Origin of the sequence: Pseudomonas sp. NFX183 (assembly GCF_047943075.1) — a bacterium.
Taxonomy (GTDB): Bacteria; Pseudomonadota; Gammaproteobacteria; order Pseudomonadales; family Pseudomonadaceae; genus Aquipseudomonas.
Window position 1 is genome coordinate 1,996,920 of the sequence record NZ_CP181333.1, and the last position, 19,967, is coordinate 2,016,886.

General features: G+C 55.8%; 11 protein-coding genes, 2 tRNA genes and 4 rRNA genes. 8 read left to right on the forward strand and 9 right to left on the reverse strand.

The window, feature by feature from the left end; all coding sequences use genetic code 11:
- The first annotated feature begins 14 nt into the window (after window positions 1-14).
- Window positions 15-473 (forward strand): SRPBCC family protein, encoded by a 459-nt coding sequence (locus ACM530_RS09165; protein ID WP_145166190.1) that lies wholly within the window; start codon window positions 15-17, stop codon window positions 471-473.
- 38 nt (window positions 474-511) lie between these two features.
- Here ACM530_RS09165 and ACM530_RS09170 read toward each other — a convergent pair whose 3' ends face one another.
- The gene (locus tag ACM530_RS09170) at window positions 512-2,392 is read right to left on the reverse strand and encodes a methyl-accepting chemotaxis protein (RefSeq protein WP_416364639.1); all 1,881 of its coding nucleotides are present in this window, start codon (window positions 2,390-2,392) and stop codon (window positions 512-514) included.
- A 279-nt stretch (window positions 2,393-2,671) separates the two neighbouring features.
- On the opposite strand from ACM530_RS09170, the gene ACM530_RS09175 reads away from it, so the two are divergent.
- The 3 genes from ACM530_RS09175 to ACM530_RS09185 all read left to right on the forward strand — a co-directional run bounded on the left by ACM530_RS09175 (window position 2,672) and on the right by ACM530_RS09185 (window position 6,768).
- Window positions 2,672-3,187 carry a sigma-70 family RNA polymerase sigma factor gene (locus tag ACM530_RS09175; protein ID WP_416364640.1) on the forward strand — a complete coding sequence of 172 codons (516 nt, stop codon included), beginning with the start codon at window positions 2,672-2,674 and terminating at the stop codon, window positions 3,185-3,187.
- Window positions 3,188-3,192: 5 nt separating this feature from the next.
- A complete protein-coding gene (locus ACM530_RS09180; protein ID WP_145166187.1) occupies window positions 3,193-4,167 on the forward strand; it encodes a FecR domain-containing protein in 975 nt (324 codons plus the stop codon).
- 105 nt (window positions 4,168-4,272) lie between these two features.
- Window positions 4,273-6,768, forward strand: coding sequence for a TonB-dependent siderophore receptor (locus ACM530_RS09185; protein WP_416364641.1), 2,496 nt, complete (start codon window positions 4,273-4,275; stop codon window positions 6,766-6,768).
- Window positions 6,769-6,950: 182 nt separating this feature from the next.
- Here ACM530_RS09185 and rrf (ACM530_RS09190) read toward each other — a convergent pair.
- The 8 genes from rrf (ACM530_RS09190) to ACM530_RS09225 all read right to left on the reverse strand — a co-directional run bounded on the left by rrf (ACM530_RS09190) (window position 6,951) and on the right by ACM530_RS09225 (window position 15,450).
- Window positions 6,951-7,066, reverse strand: a 5S ribosomal RNA gene (gene rrf / locus ACM530_RS09190).
- A 108-nt stretch (window positions 7,067-7,174) separates the two neighbouring features.
- A 5S ribosomal RNA gene (gene rrf, locus ACM530_RS09195) occupies window positions 7,175-7,290 on the reverse strand.
- 170 nt (window positions 7,291-7,460) lie between these two features.
- Window positions 7,461-10,352, reverse strand: a 23S ribosomal RNA gene (locus ACM530_RS09200).
- Between the two features lie 251 nt (window positions 10,353-10,603).
- Window positions 10,604-10,679, reverse strand: a tRNA-Ala gene (locus ACM530_RS09205).
- A 30-nt stretch (window positions 10,680-10,709) separates the two neighbouring features.
- Window positions 10,710-10,786 (reverse strand) — tRNA-Ile (locus tag ACM530_RS09210).
- Between the two features lie 83 nt (window positions 10,787-10,869).
- Window positions 10,870-12,406 (reverse strand): 16S ribosomal RNA (locus ACM530_RS09215).
- Together the 16S, 23S and 5S rRNA genes with 2 tRNA genes alongside form the textbook arrangement of a ribosomal RNA operon.
- Before the next feature lie 629 nt (window positions 12,407-13,035).
- The gene (locus tag ACM530_RS09220; RefSeq protein ID WP_242200453.1) at window positions 13,036-14,256 is read right to left on the reverse strand and encodes a CaiB/BaiF CoA transferase family protein; all 1,221 of its coding nucleotides are present in this window, start codon (window positions 14,254-14,256) and stop codon (window positions 13,036-13,038) included.
- Between the two features lie 12 nt (window positions 14,257-14,268).
- Window positions 14,269-15,450 (reverse strand): acyl-CoA dehydrogenase, encoded by a 1,182-nt coding sequence (locus tag ACM530_RS09225; protein WP_416364642.1) that lies wholly within the window; start codon window positions 15,448-15,450, stop codon window positions 14,269-14,271.
- Window positions 15,451-15,607: 157 nt separating this feature from the next.
- On the opposite strand from ACM530_RS09225, the gene ACM530_RS09230 reads away from it, so the two are divergent.
- The 4 genes from ACM530_RS09230 (at window position 15,608) to ACM530_RS09245 (ending at window position 19,853) form a co-directional block, all read left to right on the forward strand.
- Window positions 15,608-16,507 carry a LysR family transcriptional regulator gene (locus tag ACM530_RS09230; RefSeq protein ID WP_416364643.1) on the forward strand — a complete coding sequence of 300 codons (900 nt, stop codon included), beginning with the start codon at window positions 15,608-15,610 and terminating at the stop codon, window positions 16,505-16,507.
- 452 nt (window positions 16,508-16,959) lie between these two features.
- Window positions 16,960-18,081 (forward strand): Re/Si-specific NAD(P)(+) transhydrogenase subunit alpha, encoded by a 1,122-nt coding sequence (locus ACM530_RS09235; protein WP_262206012.1) that lies wholly within the window; start codon window positions 16,960-16,962, stop codon window positions 18,079-18,081.
- Between the two features lie 15 nt (window positions 18,082-18,096).
- Window positions 18,097-18,417, forward strand: a complete 321-nt coding sequence (locus tag ACM530_RS09240) for an NAD(P) transhydrogenase subunit alpha (protein WP_003187417.1) — start codon at window positions 18,097-18,099, stop codon at window positions 18,415-18,417.
- A complete protein-coding gene (locus ACM530_RS09245) occupies window positions 18,417-19,853 on the forward strand; it encodes an NAD(P)(+) transhydrogenase (Re/Si-specific) subunit beta (protein WP_416364644.1) in 1,437 nt (478 codons plus the stop codon). Before ACM530_RS09240 ends, ACM530_RS09245 begins: the two co-directional genes overlap by 1 nt.
- Window positions 19,854-19,967 lie beyond the last annotated feature (114 nt).

Here is a 19,967-nt window from a genome sequence, read left to right on the forward strand (position 1 = left end):
TTCAGGACATTTCTATGAATCTGCTGCAACCCGATACATTAATTCGCAACCCAAACGGCACACCGGTGGTGGCGTCTGTTGACGTCGCGTGCGAGGCCGCTGATCTGTGGCAAGTGGTGGGCAATTTTGCAGGCTTTGATGCCTTCGTTCCGACTCTCTCGCACATCGAAATGACGGGCACAGGCATAGGCGCCTTGCGCACGAAATATTTCCACGATGGCCATTGCGTCGTTGAGCAACTCAACAGCCGCGACGACGACGCCATGTACATGACCTGGACCACACTCTACAACACCTTGGGTGTCGCCCGGCTGTGGGCTGCCATGCAGGTGGAAGCGCTCGGCGCAGGATGTTCGCGGGCAACCTGGACGCTCATGGGTGAGCCGGTCGATACCACCCAGGCGGCGTTTGAACAGTTTGTGCAGACCTTCGCCGACACTGCCTTGGAGAATGTACGCCAGATGTTCAGCTGATCAGCAGGAGCGAGACGCCTCGCTCCTGCAGGGCCCGGTCAGATTTTGAAGCTGTCGACCAGTTGCTTCAGGCGGCTCGCTTGCTGAGACAGCGCATCGCAGTCCTTCAGCGTTTCGTTGAGGTTGGCCACACCCTGCTGATTCAGCAGGTTGATCTGGTTGATGTCGACATTGAGGGTCTCAACCACAGCGGTCTGCTCCTCGGTAGCCGCCGCGACCGACTGGTTCATGCCATCGATCTCGACGATTCGCTGCGTCACGCTGACCAGGCGCTCGCCGGCCTGGTTGGCCACTTCAACGCTCTCCTCGCTGGAGGTCTGGCTGGCGTTCATGGTGGTCACCGCCTCACGCGAGCCCACTTGCAGCGACGTGATCATCTTGTGGATCTCTTCGGCGGACTCCTGGGTACGGTGAGCGAGGTTACGCACTTCGTCGGCAACCACGGCAAACCCACGCCCGGCTTCCCCGGCACGCGCGGCCTCGATTGCGGCATTGAGCGCCAACAAGTTGGTTTGCTGGGAGATGCCTTTGATCACATCAAGGATGTGGCCAATGTTGTCGGTGCTGGCGTTCAGGGTTTCAATCTGAGTGCAGGACAGGCTGATCTTCTGCGACAGCTCCGACATTGCCAGGATGGTTTTCTCCACCACCTTGCGCCCGTCGTCTGCTTGTTCACTGGCACCACTGGCGTGTTGCGAAGCATCAGCTGCGTTACGCGCGATTTCCTGGGTAGCGGCGCCCAGCTCGTTGATCGCCGCGGCCACACTGTTGGTGCGCGCGCTTTGCTCGTCCGAGCCGATGATCGAGGCGTTCGACGACGCCATCACGCGCTGGGACAGGTCATGCACCTGACGCGTTGCCGAAGACACTTCGGAAATAGAGGCGTGGATACGCTCGACGAACTGGTTGAAGGCGCTGCCTACCTCGCCAAACTCGTCCTTGCTGGTTACGTCCAGGCGGCGAGTCAAATCGCCCTCACCCTGGGCAATGTCCTGCATGGCCACACCCATGGTGGTCAGCGGGCGCAGCAGTACTTGGATCAACAGGCTCAACAGCACGGCAATGGCGACAACCGCGATCAGCATGGCGATCAACGCCGAAGTACGGAATTTGCCAAGTGGTGCGTAGGCTTTGTCTTTGTCGATCGACAGACCGATGTACCAATCTGCACCGGGCAAACCGCTGATCGGCGTGAACGAAAGAATGCGGTCCTGGCCATTGAGAACCACGTCCTGGCTGACCTTGTCGATCCGCAGGTTGGTACCTGGGTAGATGTCCTTGAGGTTTTTCATCACCTGGTCCTGGTCAGGACTGACGATGACCTGGCCATCGGCGCTGACCAGGAGCGCATGGCCGATCCCGCCGAAGTCTACCGAGTTGATGATCTTCACCAGGGTTTGCAGGCTCAGGTCACCACCGACCACACCCAACAGCTCACCGTTCTTTTTGACGGGCAGAGCAATGGTTACGATCTGCCCGCCGACTGCGGCCATGTAAGGCGGAGTCAGCATGGGTTTATCGGCAGCCACCGCCTGCTTGTACCAAGGGCGCTGACGCGGGTCGTAATCGTCAGGCATCTTCGCGTCAGGACGCTGGGTGAACACCCCGTTGGTTTGCCCGACGTAGGTGAACTGGAAGTTCGAGGTGAACGCAGGCTGATCAACCAAGCCAGGAAGATCGGCCTGACTGCCCTGATGGGCAACGTTTTGCGCCAGGCTTTCGAGTACCAGAATGCGGCCACTGAGCCAGTTCTGCACACTGCTGGCCGTGAGTTCGCCTGATTGCTGGATAGACGAGTCCAGGTTTTGCTTGATGGTGCTGCGCTGCAGGTAGTCGTTGTAAAGCGTGAATAACGCGAACGCGAGAACCACGACGCCTGATGCGGCCAGCAGAATTTTATGACTGAACTTAAGATTCATTTCATCGACTTCTTTTGCCAAATGGGGATGAGCGTGCCGAGTGGAACATTCCATGTAACGGGATAGGCGGACTCTGCGACCGCTCTATTTCGGTGCACGCATGGCTCGTCAGGCTTTCGGCCAGGCCAGGATAAATCTTAGAAATTTGTGAGAAGCATCCTCATTTTGAGTAGGAAACCGACCGGCGGTAGATCTGCAGGCTCTGGCGTTGCAAAATTTTTCAGCCTCCCAGACAATGAGACTAATTATCATTTGTGACGTTTGGCCGGGCCTGTGTGAATGCCATCTACCGAGTACATCCCTGGTGAACCTGTGGTGCAGACGCTTTACAGCGCCCATCACAGCTGGCTCAACCGGTGGCTGCGCAGTCGCCTGGGCAATGCAGCGGATGCAGCGGACCTGGCTCAGGACACGTTCGTGCGCTTGCTGCAAAAAACCGAACGCCTTGAACTCAAAGCTCCTCGCGCCTTTCTGCGAAGCATCGCCAGCGGCCTGGTGATTGATCATTGGCGGCGCGAAGAAATCCAGCGCGCCTACCTTGAGTCTATTGCCCACCTGCCTGAAGCGTTGGCACCCAGCGCAGAAACGCGGATGTTGGTGCTGGAACTGCTGGAGGAAATCGCCCGTCTTCTGGACGGATTGAAACCGAAAGTACGTCAGGCGTTTCTGCTGGCTCAGTGTGATGGGTTGGCGCACAAGCAGATCGCGCTGCAGATGGGGGTGTCGTTGCGAACAGTGGAACGGTATATCGCGCAGGCGCTGTATCACTGCTACGTAGTGCGTTATGAAACGTGACCCCGATGGATAATGCCGCGCGCCCGGGGCCAGATCCTCAGGTGGTCAAGCAGGCCATCACTTGGGCACTGCGCCTGCGTAATAACCGGGCCAATGTGCGCTTGCATGCACAATGTGAGCGCTGGCGCGAGGCGCATGACGACCATGAATTGGCCTGGCAGCGGGTACAAGCACTGCAGCAGGAATTGAGCAGCCAAATGGCCGCGATTCCCGGTGCGCGCGTGGCCTTGGAAAATGCTTCGCAAGGCGTGGGCCGGCGGCAGGCACTGAAGATGTTGTCTGGCGTCATGTTGGTGGGCTCGGCAGCCTGGTTAAGCCGCGACCTGACCGGCTGGCAGCGCTGGACGTCCGACCTTGCGACCGCCACAGGGGAACGGCGCAGCGTGCAATTGCCGGATGGCGCTCGCGTGCAACTCAACACCGACAGCGCCGTGGACCTGGACTTCAACGCACAGCAGCGTCTGATCACGCTGGTTCGCGGGGAAATCCTGGTGACGTGCGGCGCGCCTTCTTCAGCGCCACTGCTGGTGCAAACTCGGCATGGCTTGCTCGAAGGTATCGACGGGCGCTTTGCCGTGCGCCAAGACAGCGATTGCACACGCTTGAGTGTGGTCAGTGGCAACGTGGCCATTCACTCACCACACTCGGCAGACGGACTGTCGACTCAAGTCCATGCAGGAGAGAACTACCTGGTACATCGCACGCATGCCACGCTGGCGCCGCCGCTGGATATGGACATGGGCGCCTGGGTCGATGGGCTGATCGTGACACGGAACATGCGCCTGGCTGCATTCCTGTCGGAGGTAGGGCGCTATCGCCATGGTTATCTGGGTTGTTCGGCAGAAGCCAGCGACTTGCGGTTGTCGGGGGTTTTCCGCCTGGAGGACACGGATAAATTGTTGGCGGTCGTTGCACAGACGCTGTCTGTTGAAGTGCGCTATCGCACGCGTTGGTGGGTAAGCCTGGAACGTTCAGCCTGATTTTTTATGTTTTATATAAAGTTTTTTTGGCGGTTTTTTTCCGTGAGACCGGCTTAGACAGTAAGCCTTTCAATCAGCCCTCACCGGCCTCCACGGATCTTGATCATGACAGCGCGTTATCCCGGCAACTCATCGTGCTCCTCCTACCCCCTTTTGGCTAAATCCATCCGTACGGCATTGCTGTCGACCGCGCTGGGCATGGGCGCGGTTCCGATCGCCGGCATGGCTGGGCAAGCAAACATCGAGCAGGTTAACCAGCGCTACGACCTGCCTGCCGGCGCCCTGGGCGAGGTGCTCAATCAATTCGCCCGTCAGGCAGGCATTACCCTCTCCAGCACGCCTGGGCAAACCCAAGGCCGGCAATCAGCCGGGCTGCACGGCGAGTATTCAGCCGGGCAGGGGTTGAATCATCTACTCAGCGGCTCTGGCTTGCAGGCCGTATCGCAAGATGGTGTCAGCTTTGTGCTGGAGACCCAGACGCAGAGCAGCACCGTGACGCTGCCCACCACGGATATCAAAGGCTTCGCCCTGGGTAATGCCTTAGGCAGCATGGAAGGCTATAACGCGACGCATAGCCAAATCGCAACCAAGACCAGCGCTGCGCTGCTGGAGACGTCGCAAACCGTCTCCGTGGTGACGCGCGAGCAGATGGACGACCAAGGCTCCCAGACCGTCGCACAAGCCATGCGTTACACGCCTGGAGTACTGACCAACCCCTATGGCGCGACCCATCGTTATGACTACGTGGCAATGCGCGGTTTTAACGATGGTTCTGTGGACAACATCTACCTTGATGGCTTGAAGTCCATGGGGGATAGCGGCACCTATAGCACCATGCAGGTTGATCCGTATTTTCTCGAGCGCGTGGACATTCTGAAGGGGCCTTCCTCTGTCCTCTATGGACGCAGCTCGCCCGGCGGCCTGGTCGCGCTGACCAGCAAAAAGCCATTGCTTGAGCCCTACCATCAGGTTCAAGCAACGGCAGGCAGTCACGGCCAGCAGGGCATGGGTTTTGACTTCAGTGGCCCCGTGGATGACGACAAGCGTATTGCCTATCGGCTTATCGGTTTAGCGGACAAGGCCGATACGCAGTTCGACCACGCCAAAGAAAAGCGCTTTGCCTTGGCGCCGACACTCAGCATCGACTTTACCGAAGACACCTCGCTGACACTCCAGGCGTACCTGCAGCATGATCCTGATGGCGGCTATCACGGCGGTATGCCGGCAGACGGCGCATTGCATCAGCGTAATGGCCAGCGCATCTCCAGCCACTTCTTTGAAGGTGAACCTGGAGTTGATGGCTACAAACGTGATCAGCAGTCGTTCGGCTATCAGTTCGAGCATCGATTCAACGACGTGTTTACTGCGCGACAGAACTTGCGCTATCTCGACTCCAAGGTGCAATTGGATCAGGTGTACGCCTATGGCTGGACCACACCGACCAGTAACGAGTTGAATCGCTATTACTCGGGAGGTGATGAGAAGCTGCATGCGTTCATCATCGACAACATGCTGCAGGCAGAATTTTTTACCGGGGCCACCCAACATACCGTGCTGATGGGAGCTGATTATCAGCGACGTAAAACGGTGGTGGACTGGACGAGCGGGTCACTGCAGCCAATCAACGCATTCAACCCGGTCTATGGCAACACTGCTATCAGCAATGCCAGCCTGACCAGCTATCTGCGTCGCCTTGAGCAAACTGGCGTTTATCTACAAGACCTGATCGAAATGGATAAATGGCGGTTCTCTCTAGGGCTGCGTCAGGACTGGGTAGAGACCTCTGACGAGAACCGTATTACTGAAGCGGGTCGACCGCTGGGCACAGAGATTTCTGACAAGCGTACCAAGCTGACTGGGCGAGCCGGCGCGCTGTATCTATTTGATAACGGCTTGGCACCCTATGTCAGCTATTCAGAGTCGTTCAACCCGAACTCCTATTCAGACAGCGCCGGTAACCCGCTGGCACCCACCAATGGAACACAGTGGGAAGCGGGCTTGAAGTATCAGCCGCCGGGGACGGATGACTTGTTTACAGCTTCCTGGTTTCGCATCGACCAAGAAAACCTGGCGACGAAGCTTCCACAAGAAAACTTCTATCGCGCAGTAGGTGCGGTTCGCTCGCAGGGCCTGGAGTTGGAAGCACACATGCAACTGACCGATAACCTGAAGATTTTGGGCAGCTATACCTTTACCGACATTAAATACTCAAAATCGATGGTCAGTACATTGAGCTCAGCCGACAACTTGATCGAGAACAAAGGCAACTCCCCCACGCAGGCACCTCGCCATATGGCATCGGTGTGGGCGGACTACACGTTTGATAGCGGCGCCTTTGACGGCCTCCGACTTGGCGGCGGGGTTCGGTACGTCGGCTACAGCTGGGCAGACGCGGAGAACACAATGAAGGTACCGGCCTACACCTTGTTTGACGCATCCTTGGGGTATGACTTGGGCAGGGTTGGGTTGAAAGGCGTAGATGTAAGGTTGAACGCGAACAACCTGACCAATGAGACCTATGTAGCGTCCTGTGCCAGCCTGAACTTCTGCTATTTGGGCGAAGAACGTAACGTCAGTGCGACGGTAAGCTATCAATTCTGATCTGTTAGCGTTTCTGACAAGCCAGTGTCCGCTTTCAGGCACTGGCTTTTTTGTGGGCCGGGTTCAGGGTGATCTGATGTGGTCGACCCGGGAGGACTTACCTGCCTTCTCTCAGTCGGCGGCAGTCCTCCAAAACGACAAAACCCCTGTCTGCGTTAACAGACAGGGGTTTCGGAATTTAATCTTGACGATGACCTACTCTCACATGGGGAAACCCCACACTACCATCGGCGATGCATCGTTTCACTGCTGAGTTCGGGATGGGATCAGGTGGTTCCAATGCTCTATGGTCGTCAAGAAATTCTGTGTACCAGCGCGTTGCGCGTGCACGTGCCGGTGAAATTCATGGACTTCTACATAAACAAAACCCCTGTTTGCGTTAGCAAACAGGGGCTCTGGAATTTAATCTTGACGATGACCTACTCTCACATGGGGAAACCCCACACTACCATCGGCGATGCATCGTTTCACTGCTGAGTTCGGGATGGGATCAGGTGGTTCCAATGCTCTATGGTCGTCAAGAAATTCGGGTACTGAGTCGTGACCACATGGCCTCGCTTCAGCAAATTGGGTATGTGAAAGCTTTCGGTGTTTTGTGAGGTTCGAACTTTCGGTTCATTTCGTCTTCACACACCGCAATCTGGTGCTCTTTCGCTTTTCAGCTCGAAGCAAGCAAATTGCTTGGGTGTTATATGGTCAAGCCTCACGGGCAATTAGTATTGGTTAGCTCAACGCCTCACAGCGCTTACACACCCAACCTATCAACGTCGTAGTCTTCGACGGCCCTTCAGGGAACTCAAGGTTCCAGTGAGATCTCATCTTGAGGCTAGTTTCCCGCTTAGATGCTTTCAGCGGTTATCTATTCCGAACATAGCTACCCGGCAATGCCACTGGCGTGACAACCGGAACACCAGAGGTTCGTCCACTCCGGTCCTCTCGTACTAGGAGCAGCCCCTCTCAAATCTCAAACGTCCACGGCAGATAGGGACCGAACTGTCTCACGACGTTCTAAACCCAGCTCGCGTACCACTTTAAATGGCGAACAGCCATACCCTTGGGACCGGCTTCAGCCCCAGGATGTGATGAGCCGACATCGAGGTGCCAAACACCGCCGTCGATATGAACTCTTGGGCGGTATCAGCCTGTTATCCCCGGAGTACCTTTTATCCGTTGAGCGATGGCCCTTCCATACAGAACCACCGGATCACTAAGACCTACTTTCGTACCTGCTCGACGTGTCTGTCTCGCAGTCAAGCGCGCTTTTGCCTTTATACTCTACGACCGATTTCCGACCGGTCTGAGCGCACCTTCGTACTCCTCCGTTACTCTTTAGGAGGAGACCGCCCCAGTCAAACTACCCACCATACACTGTCCTCGATCCGGATAACGGACCTGAGTTAGAACCTCAAAGTTGCCAGGGTGGTATTTCAAGGTTGGCTCCACGCAGACTGGCGTCCACGCTTCAAAGCCTCCCACCTATCCTACACAAGCAAATTCAAAGTCCAGTGCAAAGCTATAGTAAAGGTTCACGGGGTCTTTCCGTCTAGCCGCGGATACACTGCATCTTCACAGCGATTTCAATTTCACTGAGTCTCGGGTGGAGACAGCGCCGCCATCGTTACGCCATTCGTGCAGGTCGGAACTTACCCGACAAGGAATTTCGCTACCTTAGGACCGTTATAGTTACGGCCGCCGTTTACCGGGGCTTCGATCAAGAGCTTCGCGTTAGCTAACCCCATCAATTAACCTTCCGGCACCGGGCAGGCGTCACACCCTATACGTCCACTTTCGTGTTTGCAGAGTGCTGTGTTTTTAATAAACAGTCGCAGCGGCCTGGTATCTTCGACCGGCATGAGCTTACGGAGCAAGTCCTTCACCCTCACCGGCGCACCTTCTCCCGAAGTTACGGTGCCATTTTGCCTAGTTCCTTCACCCGAGTTCTCTCAAGCGCCTTGGTATTCTCTACCCAACCACCTGTGTCGGTTTGGGGTACGGTTCCTGGTTACCTGAAGCTTAGAAGCTTTTCTTGGAAGCATGGCATCAACCACTTCGTTAACTAAAAGTTAACTCGTCATCAGCTCTCGGCCTTAAGATCCCGGATTTACCTAAGATCTCAGCCTACCACCTTAAACTTGGACAACCAACGCCAAGCTGGCCTAGCCTTCTCCGTCCCTCCATCGCAATAACCAGAAGTACAGGAATATTAACCTGTTTTCCATCGACTACGCTTTTCAGCCTCGCCTTAGGGACCGACTAACCCTGCGTCGATTAACGTTGCGCAGGAAACCTTGGTCTTTCGGCGTGGGTGTTTTTCACACCCATTGTCGTTACTCATGTCAGCATTCGCACTTCTGATACCTCCAGCAAGCTTCTCAACTCACCTTCACAGGCTTACAGAACGCTCCTCTACCGCATCACTTACGTGATACCCGTAGCTTCGGTGTATGGTTTGAGCCCCGTTACATCTTCCGCGCAGGCCGACTCGACTAGTGAGCTATTACGCTTTCTTTAAAGGGTGGCTGCTTCTAAGCCAACCTCCTAGCTGTCTAAGCCTTCCCACATCGTTTCCCACTTAACCATAACTTTGGGACCTTAGCTGACGGTCTGGGTTGTTTCCCTTTTCACGACGGACGTTAGCACCCGCCGTGTGTCTCCCATGCTCGGCACTTGTAGGTATTCGGAGTTTGCATCGGTTTGGTAAGTCGGGATGACCCCCTAGCCGAAACAGTGCTCTACCCCCTACAGTGATACATGAGGCGCTACCTAAATAGCTTTCGAGGAGAACCAGCTATCTCCGAGCTTGATTAGCCTTTCACTCCGATCCACAGGTCATCCGCTAACTTTTCAACGGTAGTCGGTTCGGTCCTCCAGTTAGTGTTACCCAACCTTCAACCTGCCCATGGATAGATCGCCCGGTTTCGGGTCTATTCCCAGCGACTAGACGCCCTATTAAGACTCGCTTTCGCTACGCCTCCCCTATTCGGTTAAGCTCGCCACTGAAAATAAGTCGCTGACCCATTATACAAAAGGTACGCAGTCACAGAACAAAGTCTGCTCCCACTGCTTGTACGCATACGGTTTCAGGATCTATTTCACTCCCCTCTCCGGGGTTCTTTTCGCCTTTCCCTCACGGTACTAGTTCACTATCGGTCAGTCAGTAGTATTTAGCCTTGGAGGATGGTCCCCCCATATTCAGACAAAGTTTCTCGTGCTCCGTCCTACTCGATTTCATGACTAAGAGATTTTCGCGTACAGGGCTATCACCCACTATGGCCGCACTTTCCAGAGCGTTCCGCTAATCTCAAAGCCACTTAAGGGCTAGTCCCCGTTCGCTCGCCACTACTAAGGGAATCTCGGTTGATTTCTTTTCCTCAGGGTACTTAGATGTTTCAGTTCCCCTGGTTCGCCCCTTACACCTATGTATTCAGTGTAAGGTAACCATCTTATGATGGCTGGGTTCCCCCATTCAGACATCTCCGGATCAAAGTCTGTTTGCCGACTCCCCGAAGCTTTTCGCAGGCTACCACGTCTTTCATCGCCTCTGACTGCCAAGGCATCCACCGTATGCGCTTCTTCACTTGACCATATAACCCCAAGCAATCTGGTTATACTGTGAAGACAACATTCGCCGAAAATTCGATAATACTCAATTACGAGTAACTCACAAATTTTACCTTAGCCTGATCCGTTACCAGTGAAAGTAACGTTCAGTCTATCTTTCTATCACATACCCAAATTTTTAAAGAACGATCTAATCAAAGACTAGAAATCAACATTCACCATCACCTGGATGGAATGCTCATTTCTAAGCTTTCAAAACTTTCAGAAGCAGTAGTGGTGGAGCCAAACGGGATCGAACCGTTGACCTCCTGCGTGCAAGGCAGGCGCTCTCCCAGCTGAGCTATGGCCCCGTATTTCTACAGGCGTTTCCCACACAAAATTGGTGGGTCTGGGCAGATTCGAACTGCCGACCTCACCCTTATCAGGGGTGCGCTCTAACCAACTGAGCTACAGACCCAATTTCGGGCTGCTTCTTTATCGTCTTCTTCAATGAATCAAGCAATTCGTGTGGGAACTTATGGAGCAGCTGATGTCGTCGATTAAGGAGGTGATCCAGCCGCAGGTTCCCCTACGGCTACCTTGTTACGACTTCACCCCAGTCATGAATCACACCGTGGTAACCGTCCTCCCGAAGGTTAGACTAGCTACTTCTGGTGCAACCCACTCCCATGGTGTGACGGGCGGTGTGTACAAGGCCCGGGAACGTATTCACCGCGACATTCTGATTCGCGATTACTAGCGATTCCGACTTCACGCAGTCGAGTTGCAGACTGCGATCCGGACTACGATCGGTTTTATGGGATTAGCTCCACCTCGCGGCTTGGCAACCCTCTGTACCGACCATTGTAGCACGTGTGTAGCCCAGGCCGTAAGGGCCATGATGACTTGACGTCATCCCCACCTTCCTCCGGTTTGTCACCGGCAGTCTCCTTAGAGTGCCCACCATTACGTGCTGGTAACTAAGGACAAGGGTTGCGCTCGTTACGGGACTTAACCCAACATCTCACGACACGAGCTGACGACAGCCATGCAGCACCTGTCTCAATGTTCCCGAAGGCACCAATCTATCTCTAGAAAGTTCATTGGATGTCAAGGCCTGGTAAGGTTCTTCGCGTTGCTTCGAATTAAACCACATGCTCCACCGCTTGTGCGGGCCCCCGTCAATTCATTTGAGTTTTAACCTTGCGGCCGTACTCCCCAGGCGGTCAACTTAATGCGTTAGCTGCGCCACTAAAAGCTCAAGGCTTCCAACGGCTAGTTGACATCGTTTACGGCGTGGACTACCAGGGTATCTAATCCTGTTTGCTCCCCACGCTTTCGCACCTCAGTGTCAGTATTAGTCCAGGTGGTCGCCTTCGCCACTGGTGTTCCTTCCTATATCTACGCATTTCACCGCTACACAGGAAATTCCACCACCCTCTACCATACTCTAGTCAGTCAGTTTTGAATGCAGTTCCCAGGTTGAGCCCGGGGATTTCACATCCAACTTAACAAACCACCTACGCGCGCTTTACGCCCAGTAATTCCGATTAACGCTTGCACCCTCTGTATTACCGCGGCTGCTGGCACAGAGTTAGCCGGTGCTTATTCTGTCGGTAACGTCAAAACACTAACGTATTAGGTTAATGCCCTTCCTCCCAACTTAAAGTGCTTTACAATCCGAAGACCTTCTTCACACACGCGGCATGGCTGGATCAGGCTTTCGCCCATTGTCCAATATTCCCCACTGCTGCCTCCCGTAGGAGTCTGGACCGTGTCTCAGTTCCAGTGTGACTGATCATCCTCTCAGACCAGTTACGGATCGTCGCCTTGGTGAGCCATTACCTCACCAACTAGCTAATCCGACCTAGGCTCATCTGATAGCGCAAGGCCCGAAGGTCCCCTGCTTTCTCCCGTAGGACGTATGCGGTATTAGCGTCCGTTTCCGAACGTTATCCCCCACTACCAGGCAGATTCCTAGGCATTACTCACCCGTCCGCCGCTCTCAAGAGAAGCAAGCTTCTCTCTACCGCTCGACTTGCATGTGTTAGGCCTGCCGCCAGCGTTCAATCTGAGCCATGATCAAACTCTTCAGTTCAAACATCTTTGGGTTTTTAAGAAACCCTAAACTTGGCTCAGCAATCGTTGGTTACATCTTTGATTTCTCGCGGAGTAACTTGTGATGCTGATAATCTTGTTGACTATCAGTCTGACTCCACAAGCACCCACACGAATTGCTTGATTCAGTTGTTAAAGAGCGGTTGGTTAAGATCTTTCGTCTCAACCGAGGCGCGCATTCTACAGCAGCCTCATTTGCTGTCAAGTGATTATTTTCAGAAGTTTTCGAAGATTTCTTCAACAACTTCAACCACTTGCGCTTCCGATCTCTCGTTAGCGGGAGGCGAATTCTACAGCGTTACACGCTGCTGTCAACACCTCTTTTTCTCCGCTTTCGACCGAGAAGATCGAAACGTTAATAGAGCCAAACAACACTGCCCTACCAACTCCTTCTGGGCTTCGATGAACTGAAGCAACTCGCTGTCGAATCTCGCGTAACTCTTTGTTTAACAAGGAGTTTTCCGTTTCGACTGCGCCGGAAGTGGGGCGAATTATAGACTTCCAGAATCTGCCGTCAACCCTTAATTTTGCTTTTCTATCAATTAGTTAGGATTGATTAAAAAACAACCGACATTAAGCCCTTCACACACTCTATATAGAGGGAAACGCTCATATAACCCCCGCCTCCTTTAAAGCAGCCACACTCGCCGGCCCCAGCCCAAGCACACCTTGCAACACCTGAACCGTATGCTCTCCCAATAGAGGAGGCGCGCTACGGTACTCCACCGGCGTCTTGGAAAGCCTTATCGGACTCGCTACCTGAGGCACCATCCCCGCCAACGCATGCGGCAATGCCATCGCCAACCCCCGCGCCTTGACCTGTGGGTCGGCGAACACCTGTGCCAAGTCATTGATAGGCCCGCACGGCACACCCACTCGCTCCAGCTGCGATACCCACTCAGCGGTGGTCTTGAAGACGGTAGCCTGGCGAATCAACGGAATCAGCTCCGCGCGATTAGCCACCCGCAGCTTATTAGTAGCAAAGCGCGGATCCTCTGCCCATTGAGGCTGCCCCGCCACCTCAGCGAACTTGCGAAACTGCCCGTCGTTACCCACCGTGAGGATGAAGTCACCATCAGCCGTGGGAAAATCCTGATAAGGCACGATATTGGGATGAGCATTGCCCAAACGCTTTGGCGAAACACCCGTCGTGAGGTAATTCATCGCCTGATTAGCCAGGCACGCCACCTGCACATCCAGCAACGCCATATCAATGTGCTGCCCGCCACCGTCATGATCGCGATGGGCCAGCGCTGCCAGAATGGCCACCGTCGAGTAGAGCCCGGTCAGGATGTCGGTCAATGCCACGCCCACCTTCACAGGCCCAGCCCCTTCATCACCCTCTGGCCGACCGGTCAGGCTCATAAGGCCACCCAGCCCCTGGATCATGAAGTCATAACCGGCGCGTGTCGCGTAAGGCCCCGTCTGACCAAAGCCCGTGATCGAGCAATAGATCAACTCGGGATTGATCTCCTTCAGCGATTCATAGTCCAGCCCATATGCCGCCAGACCACCCACCTTGAAGTTCTCGATCAGGATGTCGGACTTGGCCGCCAGGTCACGCACCAGCTTCTGCCCCTCCGGTCGCGTGAAGTCGATAGTCACCGACTCCTTGTTACGGTTGGCCGACAAGTAATACGCCGCTTCACTGGTGTTCTCGCCAAATGCATCCTTAAGAAAGGGCGGCCCCCATGCACGCGTGTCGTCGCCATTACCAGGCCGCTCGACCTTGATCACTTCAGCCCCAAGGTCCGCAAGGATCTGCCCGGACCAGGGGCCCGCCAGCACTCGCGATAAATCCAGTACCCGCAGATGTGAAAGCGCGCCCATGCCGTGCTCCTATTAATAGAACGCCTGAAGACCGGTTTGCGCACGCCCAAGAATCAAGGCGTGCACGTCATGCGTTCCTTCATAGGTGTTGACCACCTCCAGGTTGACCAAGTGGCGCGCCACCCCGAACTCATCGGAAATACCGTTGCCACCCAACATGTCACGCGCCATACGGGCGATGTCCAGGGACTTGCCGCACGAGTTGCGCTTCATAATCGAAGTGATCTCAACCGCCGCCGTTCCTTCATCCTTCATGCGCCCCAGACGCAGACACCCTTGCAGCGCCAGCGTGATCTCGGTCTGCATATCGGCCAGCTTCTTCTGGATCAATTGGGTTGCCGCCAATGGACGCCCGAACTGATGACGATCCAGGGTGTACTGGCGAGCGGTATGCCAGCAGAACTCGGCGGCACCCAGCGCGCCCCAGGAGATGCCGTAGCGCGCCGAGTTAAGGCAGGTGAAAGGCCCTTTCAAACCACGCACATCCGGGAAAATGTTTTCTTCCGGCACAAAGACGTTATCCATGACAATTTCACCGGTAATGGAAGCCCGCAGGCCGACCTTGCCGTGAATCGCCGGAGCGCTCAGACCTTTCCAACCCTTCTCAAGGACAAAACCGCGGATATCCCCGGCATCGTCCTTGCCCCACACCACAAACACATCGGCGATCGGGCTATTGGTGATCCACATCTTGGCGCCAGTCAGGCTATAGCCGCCGTCTACCTTGCGCGCCCGCGTAATCATCGCACCCGGGTCAGAACCATGGTTAGGCTCGGTCAGGCCGAAGCAGCCGATCCATTCCCCGGATGCCAACTTCGGCAGGTACTTCTGCTTCTGCGCCTCGGTACCAAATTCGTTGATGGGCACCATGACCAGTGACGACTGCACACTCATCATCGAGCGATAGCCAGAGTCGACACGCTCGACCTCACGGGCGATCAGCCCATAACTGACGTAATTCAAGCCACTGCCACCGTACTGCTCAGGGATCATCGCGCCGAGCAGGCCGGTTTCGCCCATCTCGCGAAAGATCGCCGGGTCGGTCTTTTCATGGCGGAAGGCTTCGAGCACACGCGGCGCCAGCTTGTCCTGGGCGAACTGCCCAGCACTGTCACGCACCATGCGCTCTTCTTCGGTGAGCTGTTGATCCAGCAGCAGCGGATCGATCCAGTTGAAGCTTGCCTTACCAGCCATGAATAAGCCCTCGCGGAAAAAATCAGAAGTCATGGGTGCAGCCTAGGCTGGGCAGACGCAGAGGGCAAACGAGGTTTCTGCATATGGTTGTGCTAATTTCTCACTCCGAAACGACTGAGAAGGGCGCAGACGCGCTTTATAAGTGAGTACTCCGTACATGCGCAGAAAAATTCCCAGTACGACTGCTCTGGTCAGCTTTGAGGCTGCGGCCCGCCACGAGAGCTTTACCAAGGCGGCGCACGAGCTTTCCATCACCCAAGGCGCCATCTGTCGACAGATCGCCAGCCTTGAAGAGTTTTTGAGTGTCGAGCTATTTCGGCGCTCAAGGCGCGGGGTAAAACTGACGGAAGCGGGCCTGTCCTATAGCCGGCGCGTCGCCATGCAACTGGACGCCGTAGAGCGCGACACCTTGTCAATAATGGGACAGCAGGGCGCCAACGTCATTGAATTGGCCGTGGTGCCAACCTTCGGTACCCAATGGTTGATCCCTCGCCTCAAAGATTTTCAACGACAGCACCCAGAGGTGACCGTCAATCTCACCAACCGGACGCGCCCCTTTCTATTTGCCGATACCGAATTCGATGCTGCGATCTACTTCGGCGATGCCGACTGGTCCGGCACCGAGTCCCACCGTCTGATGGGGGAAAATCCGCTGCCGGTGTGCAGCCCGCGCTTGTTGGGTGACCGTGACCACTTCAGCCCTCAGCAGATCGCGCAATTGCCGCTACTGCAGCAAACCACTCGGCCATACGCCTGGCGCCAATGGTTCAACGCGCAACAACTGAACATACCCCGTGACATGACAGGCCCTCGTTACGAGCTATTCTCGATGTTGTCTCAAGCCGCCATGCATGACATGGGCATTGCGCTGATTCCGCCATTCCTTATCCAGCGCGAGCTTGAGGAGAAGCAATTAGTGATCGCAAGCCCCGAAGCCCTCAGCAGTTCGAAGGCGTATTACCTGATGATTCCCGAACGAAAAGTCGAATCCGCCTCACTGCACGCCTTCAGAGACTGGTTAATTGATCAATCACAGCGTTATAGCCCCAATGTTTAAAGGCTCTACGCTAGTTACTGACCCTGTAGTCAAGATATTCTAAATCCTACAGATGTACGGATATGTCGCATTTACGCAGACTGTACTTGCCAGCCAGAAATGAGGCTCAAAGCTATGATCCACATGGCTTGCAGCGACCATATGCGGCCAATGCCCGCCCATTCACAGCGACGATTGGAAAAAGCCTCAAAAAAGCCTGAACCCCTCTAAACACCTGTATTTAAAACGGTTATTAGTGTGCATTGCGACAATCAGTCACAGGGTGACTTGTAGTTAATTTTTCGTCACCCGTCATAATCCCTTGATGGCCGTAAAGTTCGCCTGCAAAATGCCGCGCCCCGCTGTCATTTCGGCGGGATCGTGCTGATCGGCCGCCCCAGTTGCGCCACTCGCGGTGCACTGGCCTTTTTACAAAAAGATCAAAAGCAAAAAGATCATGCAGGAGATTTGACGTGCACATTGGTGTTCCTCTCGAAACCCAGACCGGTGAAACGCGGGTGGCTGCCACCCCGGAAACCATCAAGAAGCTGATCGGCCAGGGCCATAAGGTCACTGTTCAAAGCGGTGCAGGCATTAAAGCCAGTGTCGTGGACAGCGCCTATGAAACCGCAGGCGCAACCATTGGCAGTGCCGAGGATGCGTTGGGTGCCGAGCTGATTCTCAAGGTGGTTGCCCCCAGCGACAACGAACTGGCGCTGATCAAAAGCGGCACCGTGTTGGTGGGCATGCTCAACCCGTTCAGCAACGAAACCATCGCCAAGCTTGCCGAGCGCGGCATTACGGCCTTCGCCCTTGAAGCTGCACCGCGCACCTCGCGGGCCCAGAGCCTTGACGTGCTTTCATCGCAAGCGAACATCGCCGGCTATAAGGCGGTATTGCTGGCAGCCCATCACTACCCACGCTTCATGCCAATGCTGATGACTGCCGCCGGCACCGTCAAAGCCGCGCGCGTGCTGATCCTCGGCGCCGGTGTTGCAGGCTTGCAGGCCATTGCCACGGCGAAACGCCTGGGTGCGGTGATCGAAGCGTCCGACGTGCGCCCGGCAGTAAAAGAGCAGATCGAATCCCTGGGTGCCAAGTTCGTCGACGTGCCCTACGAAACCGATGAAGAACGCGAATGCGCGGTCGGCGTCGGCGGTTATGCGCGCCCCATGCCTTCCAGCTGGATGCAACGCCAGGCCCTGGCCGTGCACGAACGCGCCAAGCAAGCCGACATTGTTATCACCACCGCGCTGATCCCGGGCCGCAAGGCACCGACGCTGTTGAGTGCTGAAACCGTCGCACAAATGAAACCCGGCTCTGTGGTCATCGACCTCGCCGCCGCCCAGGGCGGCAACTGCCCGCTGACGGTCGCCGATCAGGTGATCGTGGAAAACGGCGTGACCATCTGCGGCCCGACCAACCTGGCCGGCGCAGTCGCTGCTGATGCTTCTGCTCTGTATGCGCGCAACCTGCTGGACTTCCTGAAGCTGGTCTTCACCAAGGAAGGGCAGTTTGAAATCAACCTCGAAGACGACATCGTCGCCGCGTGCCTGATGTGCCGCGACGGCCAAGTCATCCGTAAAAACGCCTAAGCAGGGATTCAGACGATGGAAGAGCTTATCTCCCCCGGTATCTACAACCTGATCATCTTTGTGCTGGCGATTTACGTCGGTTACCACGTGGTTTGGAACGTCACACCCGCGTTGCACACGCCATTGATGGCCGTGACTAACGCGATCTCGGCGATTGTGATCGTCGGCGCCATGCTGGCGGCGGCCCTTACCGTTACACCCTTGGGCAAGACCATGGGCACTCTGGCCGTGGCTCTGGCGGCGGTCAACGTGTTCGGCGGCTTCCTGGTAACGCGCAGGATGCTCGAGATGTTCAAGAAAAAAGCCCCGAAAGTAAAAGAAGAGGCGCCAAAGTAATGAGCATGAATCTTGTAACGACGCTCTACCTGATCGCGTCGATCTGCTTTATCCAGGCCCTCAAAGGCTTGTCACACCCCACCACGTCGCGACGCGGCAACCTGTTCGGCATGCTCGGCATGGCGCTCGCGGTGCTTACCACCGTAGGCCTGATCTATAAGCTGGGCGCTGAGCTGGCCACTGCTGGCATTGGTTACGTGATTGTCGGCCTGTTGATCGGCGGCACCGCCGGTTCAATCATGGCCAAGCGCGTAGAAATGACCAAGATGCCCGAGCTGGTGGCATTCATGCACAGCATGATCGGCCTGGCCGCGGTGTTTATCGCCATCGCCGCCGTGGTCGAGCCGCAATCCCTGGGCATCGTCAAACACTTGGGCGACTCGATCCCTGCCGGTAACCGCCTGGAACTGTTCCTCGGCGCGGCCATCGGTGCCATCACCTTCTCCGGTTCGGTGATCGCGTTCGGCAAGCTGTCGGGCAAGTACAAGTTCCGCCTGTTCCAAGGCGCACCGGTACAGTTCGGCGGCCAGCACAAGCTGAACCTGGTGCTGGGCCTTGCAACCCTGGGTCTGGGCCTGGCGTTCATGTTCACTGGCAACCTCAGCGCCTTCGCATTGATGCTGGCCCTGGCGTTCGTGCTTGGCGTGCTGATCATCATCCCGATTGGCGGCGCCGACATGCCGGTCGTCGTGTCGATGCTCAACAGCTACTCCGGCTGGGCAGCGGCGGGTATCGGCTTCTCGCTGAACAACTCGATGCTGATCATCGCCGGCTCGCTGGTGGGTTCCAGCGGCGCGATCCTGTCGTACATCATGTGCAAGGCGATGAATCGCTCGTTCTTTAATGTACTGCTCGGCGGCTTTGGCAACACAGCCGATGCGGCGGGCTCTGCGGGCTCGAAAGAAGCGCGCCCGGTCAAATCCGGCTCTGCCGACGACGCCACTTTCCTGCTGACCAATGCCGACACCGTGATCATCGTGCCGGGCTATGGCTTGGCGGTGGCACGTGCGCAACATGCGCTTAAAGAGCTGACCGAGAAGCTGACCCACCGCGGCGTGACCGTGAAGTATGCGATCCACCCGGTGGCGGGCCGTATGCCTGGTCATATGAACGTGCTGCTGGCCGAGGCCGAAGTGCCTTATGACCAGGTGTTCGAGATGGAAGACATCAACTCCGAGTTCGGCCAGGCCGACGTGGTGCTGGTGCTGGGCGCGAACGACGTGGTCAACCCGGCCGCCAAGAACGACCCTAATTCGCCGATCGCCGGCATGCCGATCCTTGAGGCGTTCAAGGCCAAGACCATCATCGTCAACAAGCGCTCGATGGCCAGCGGCTACGCGGGCCTGGACAACGAATTGTTCTACCTGGACAAGACCATGATGGTCTTCGGTGATGCCAAGAAGGTCATCGAAGACATGGTCAAAGCCGTCGAATAACACTGCGCCAGCGCAATACCCGAAACCCTGGCCTGCAGTAGGCTGGGGTTTTTTATTGCTGGATTAAAACCGACCAAAGGCTCTAAATCGCCGCCTGGCATTCGACCATGGTAG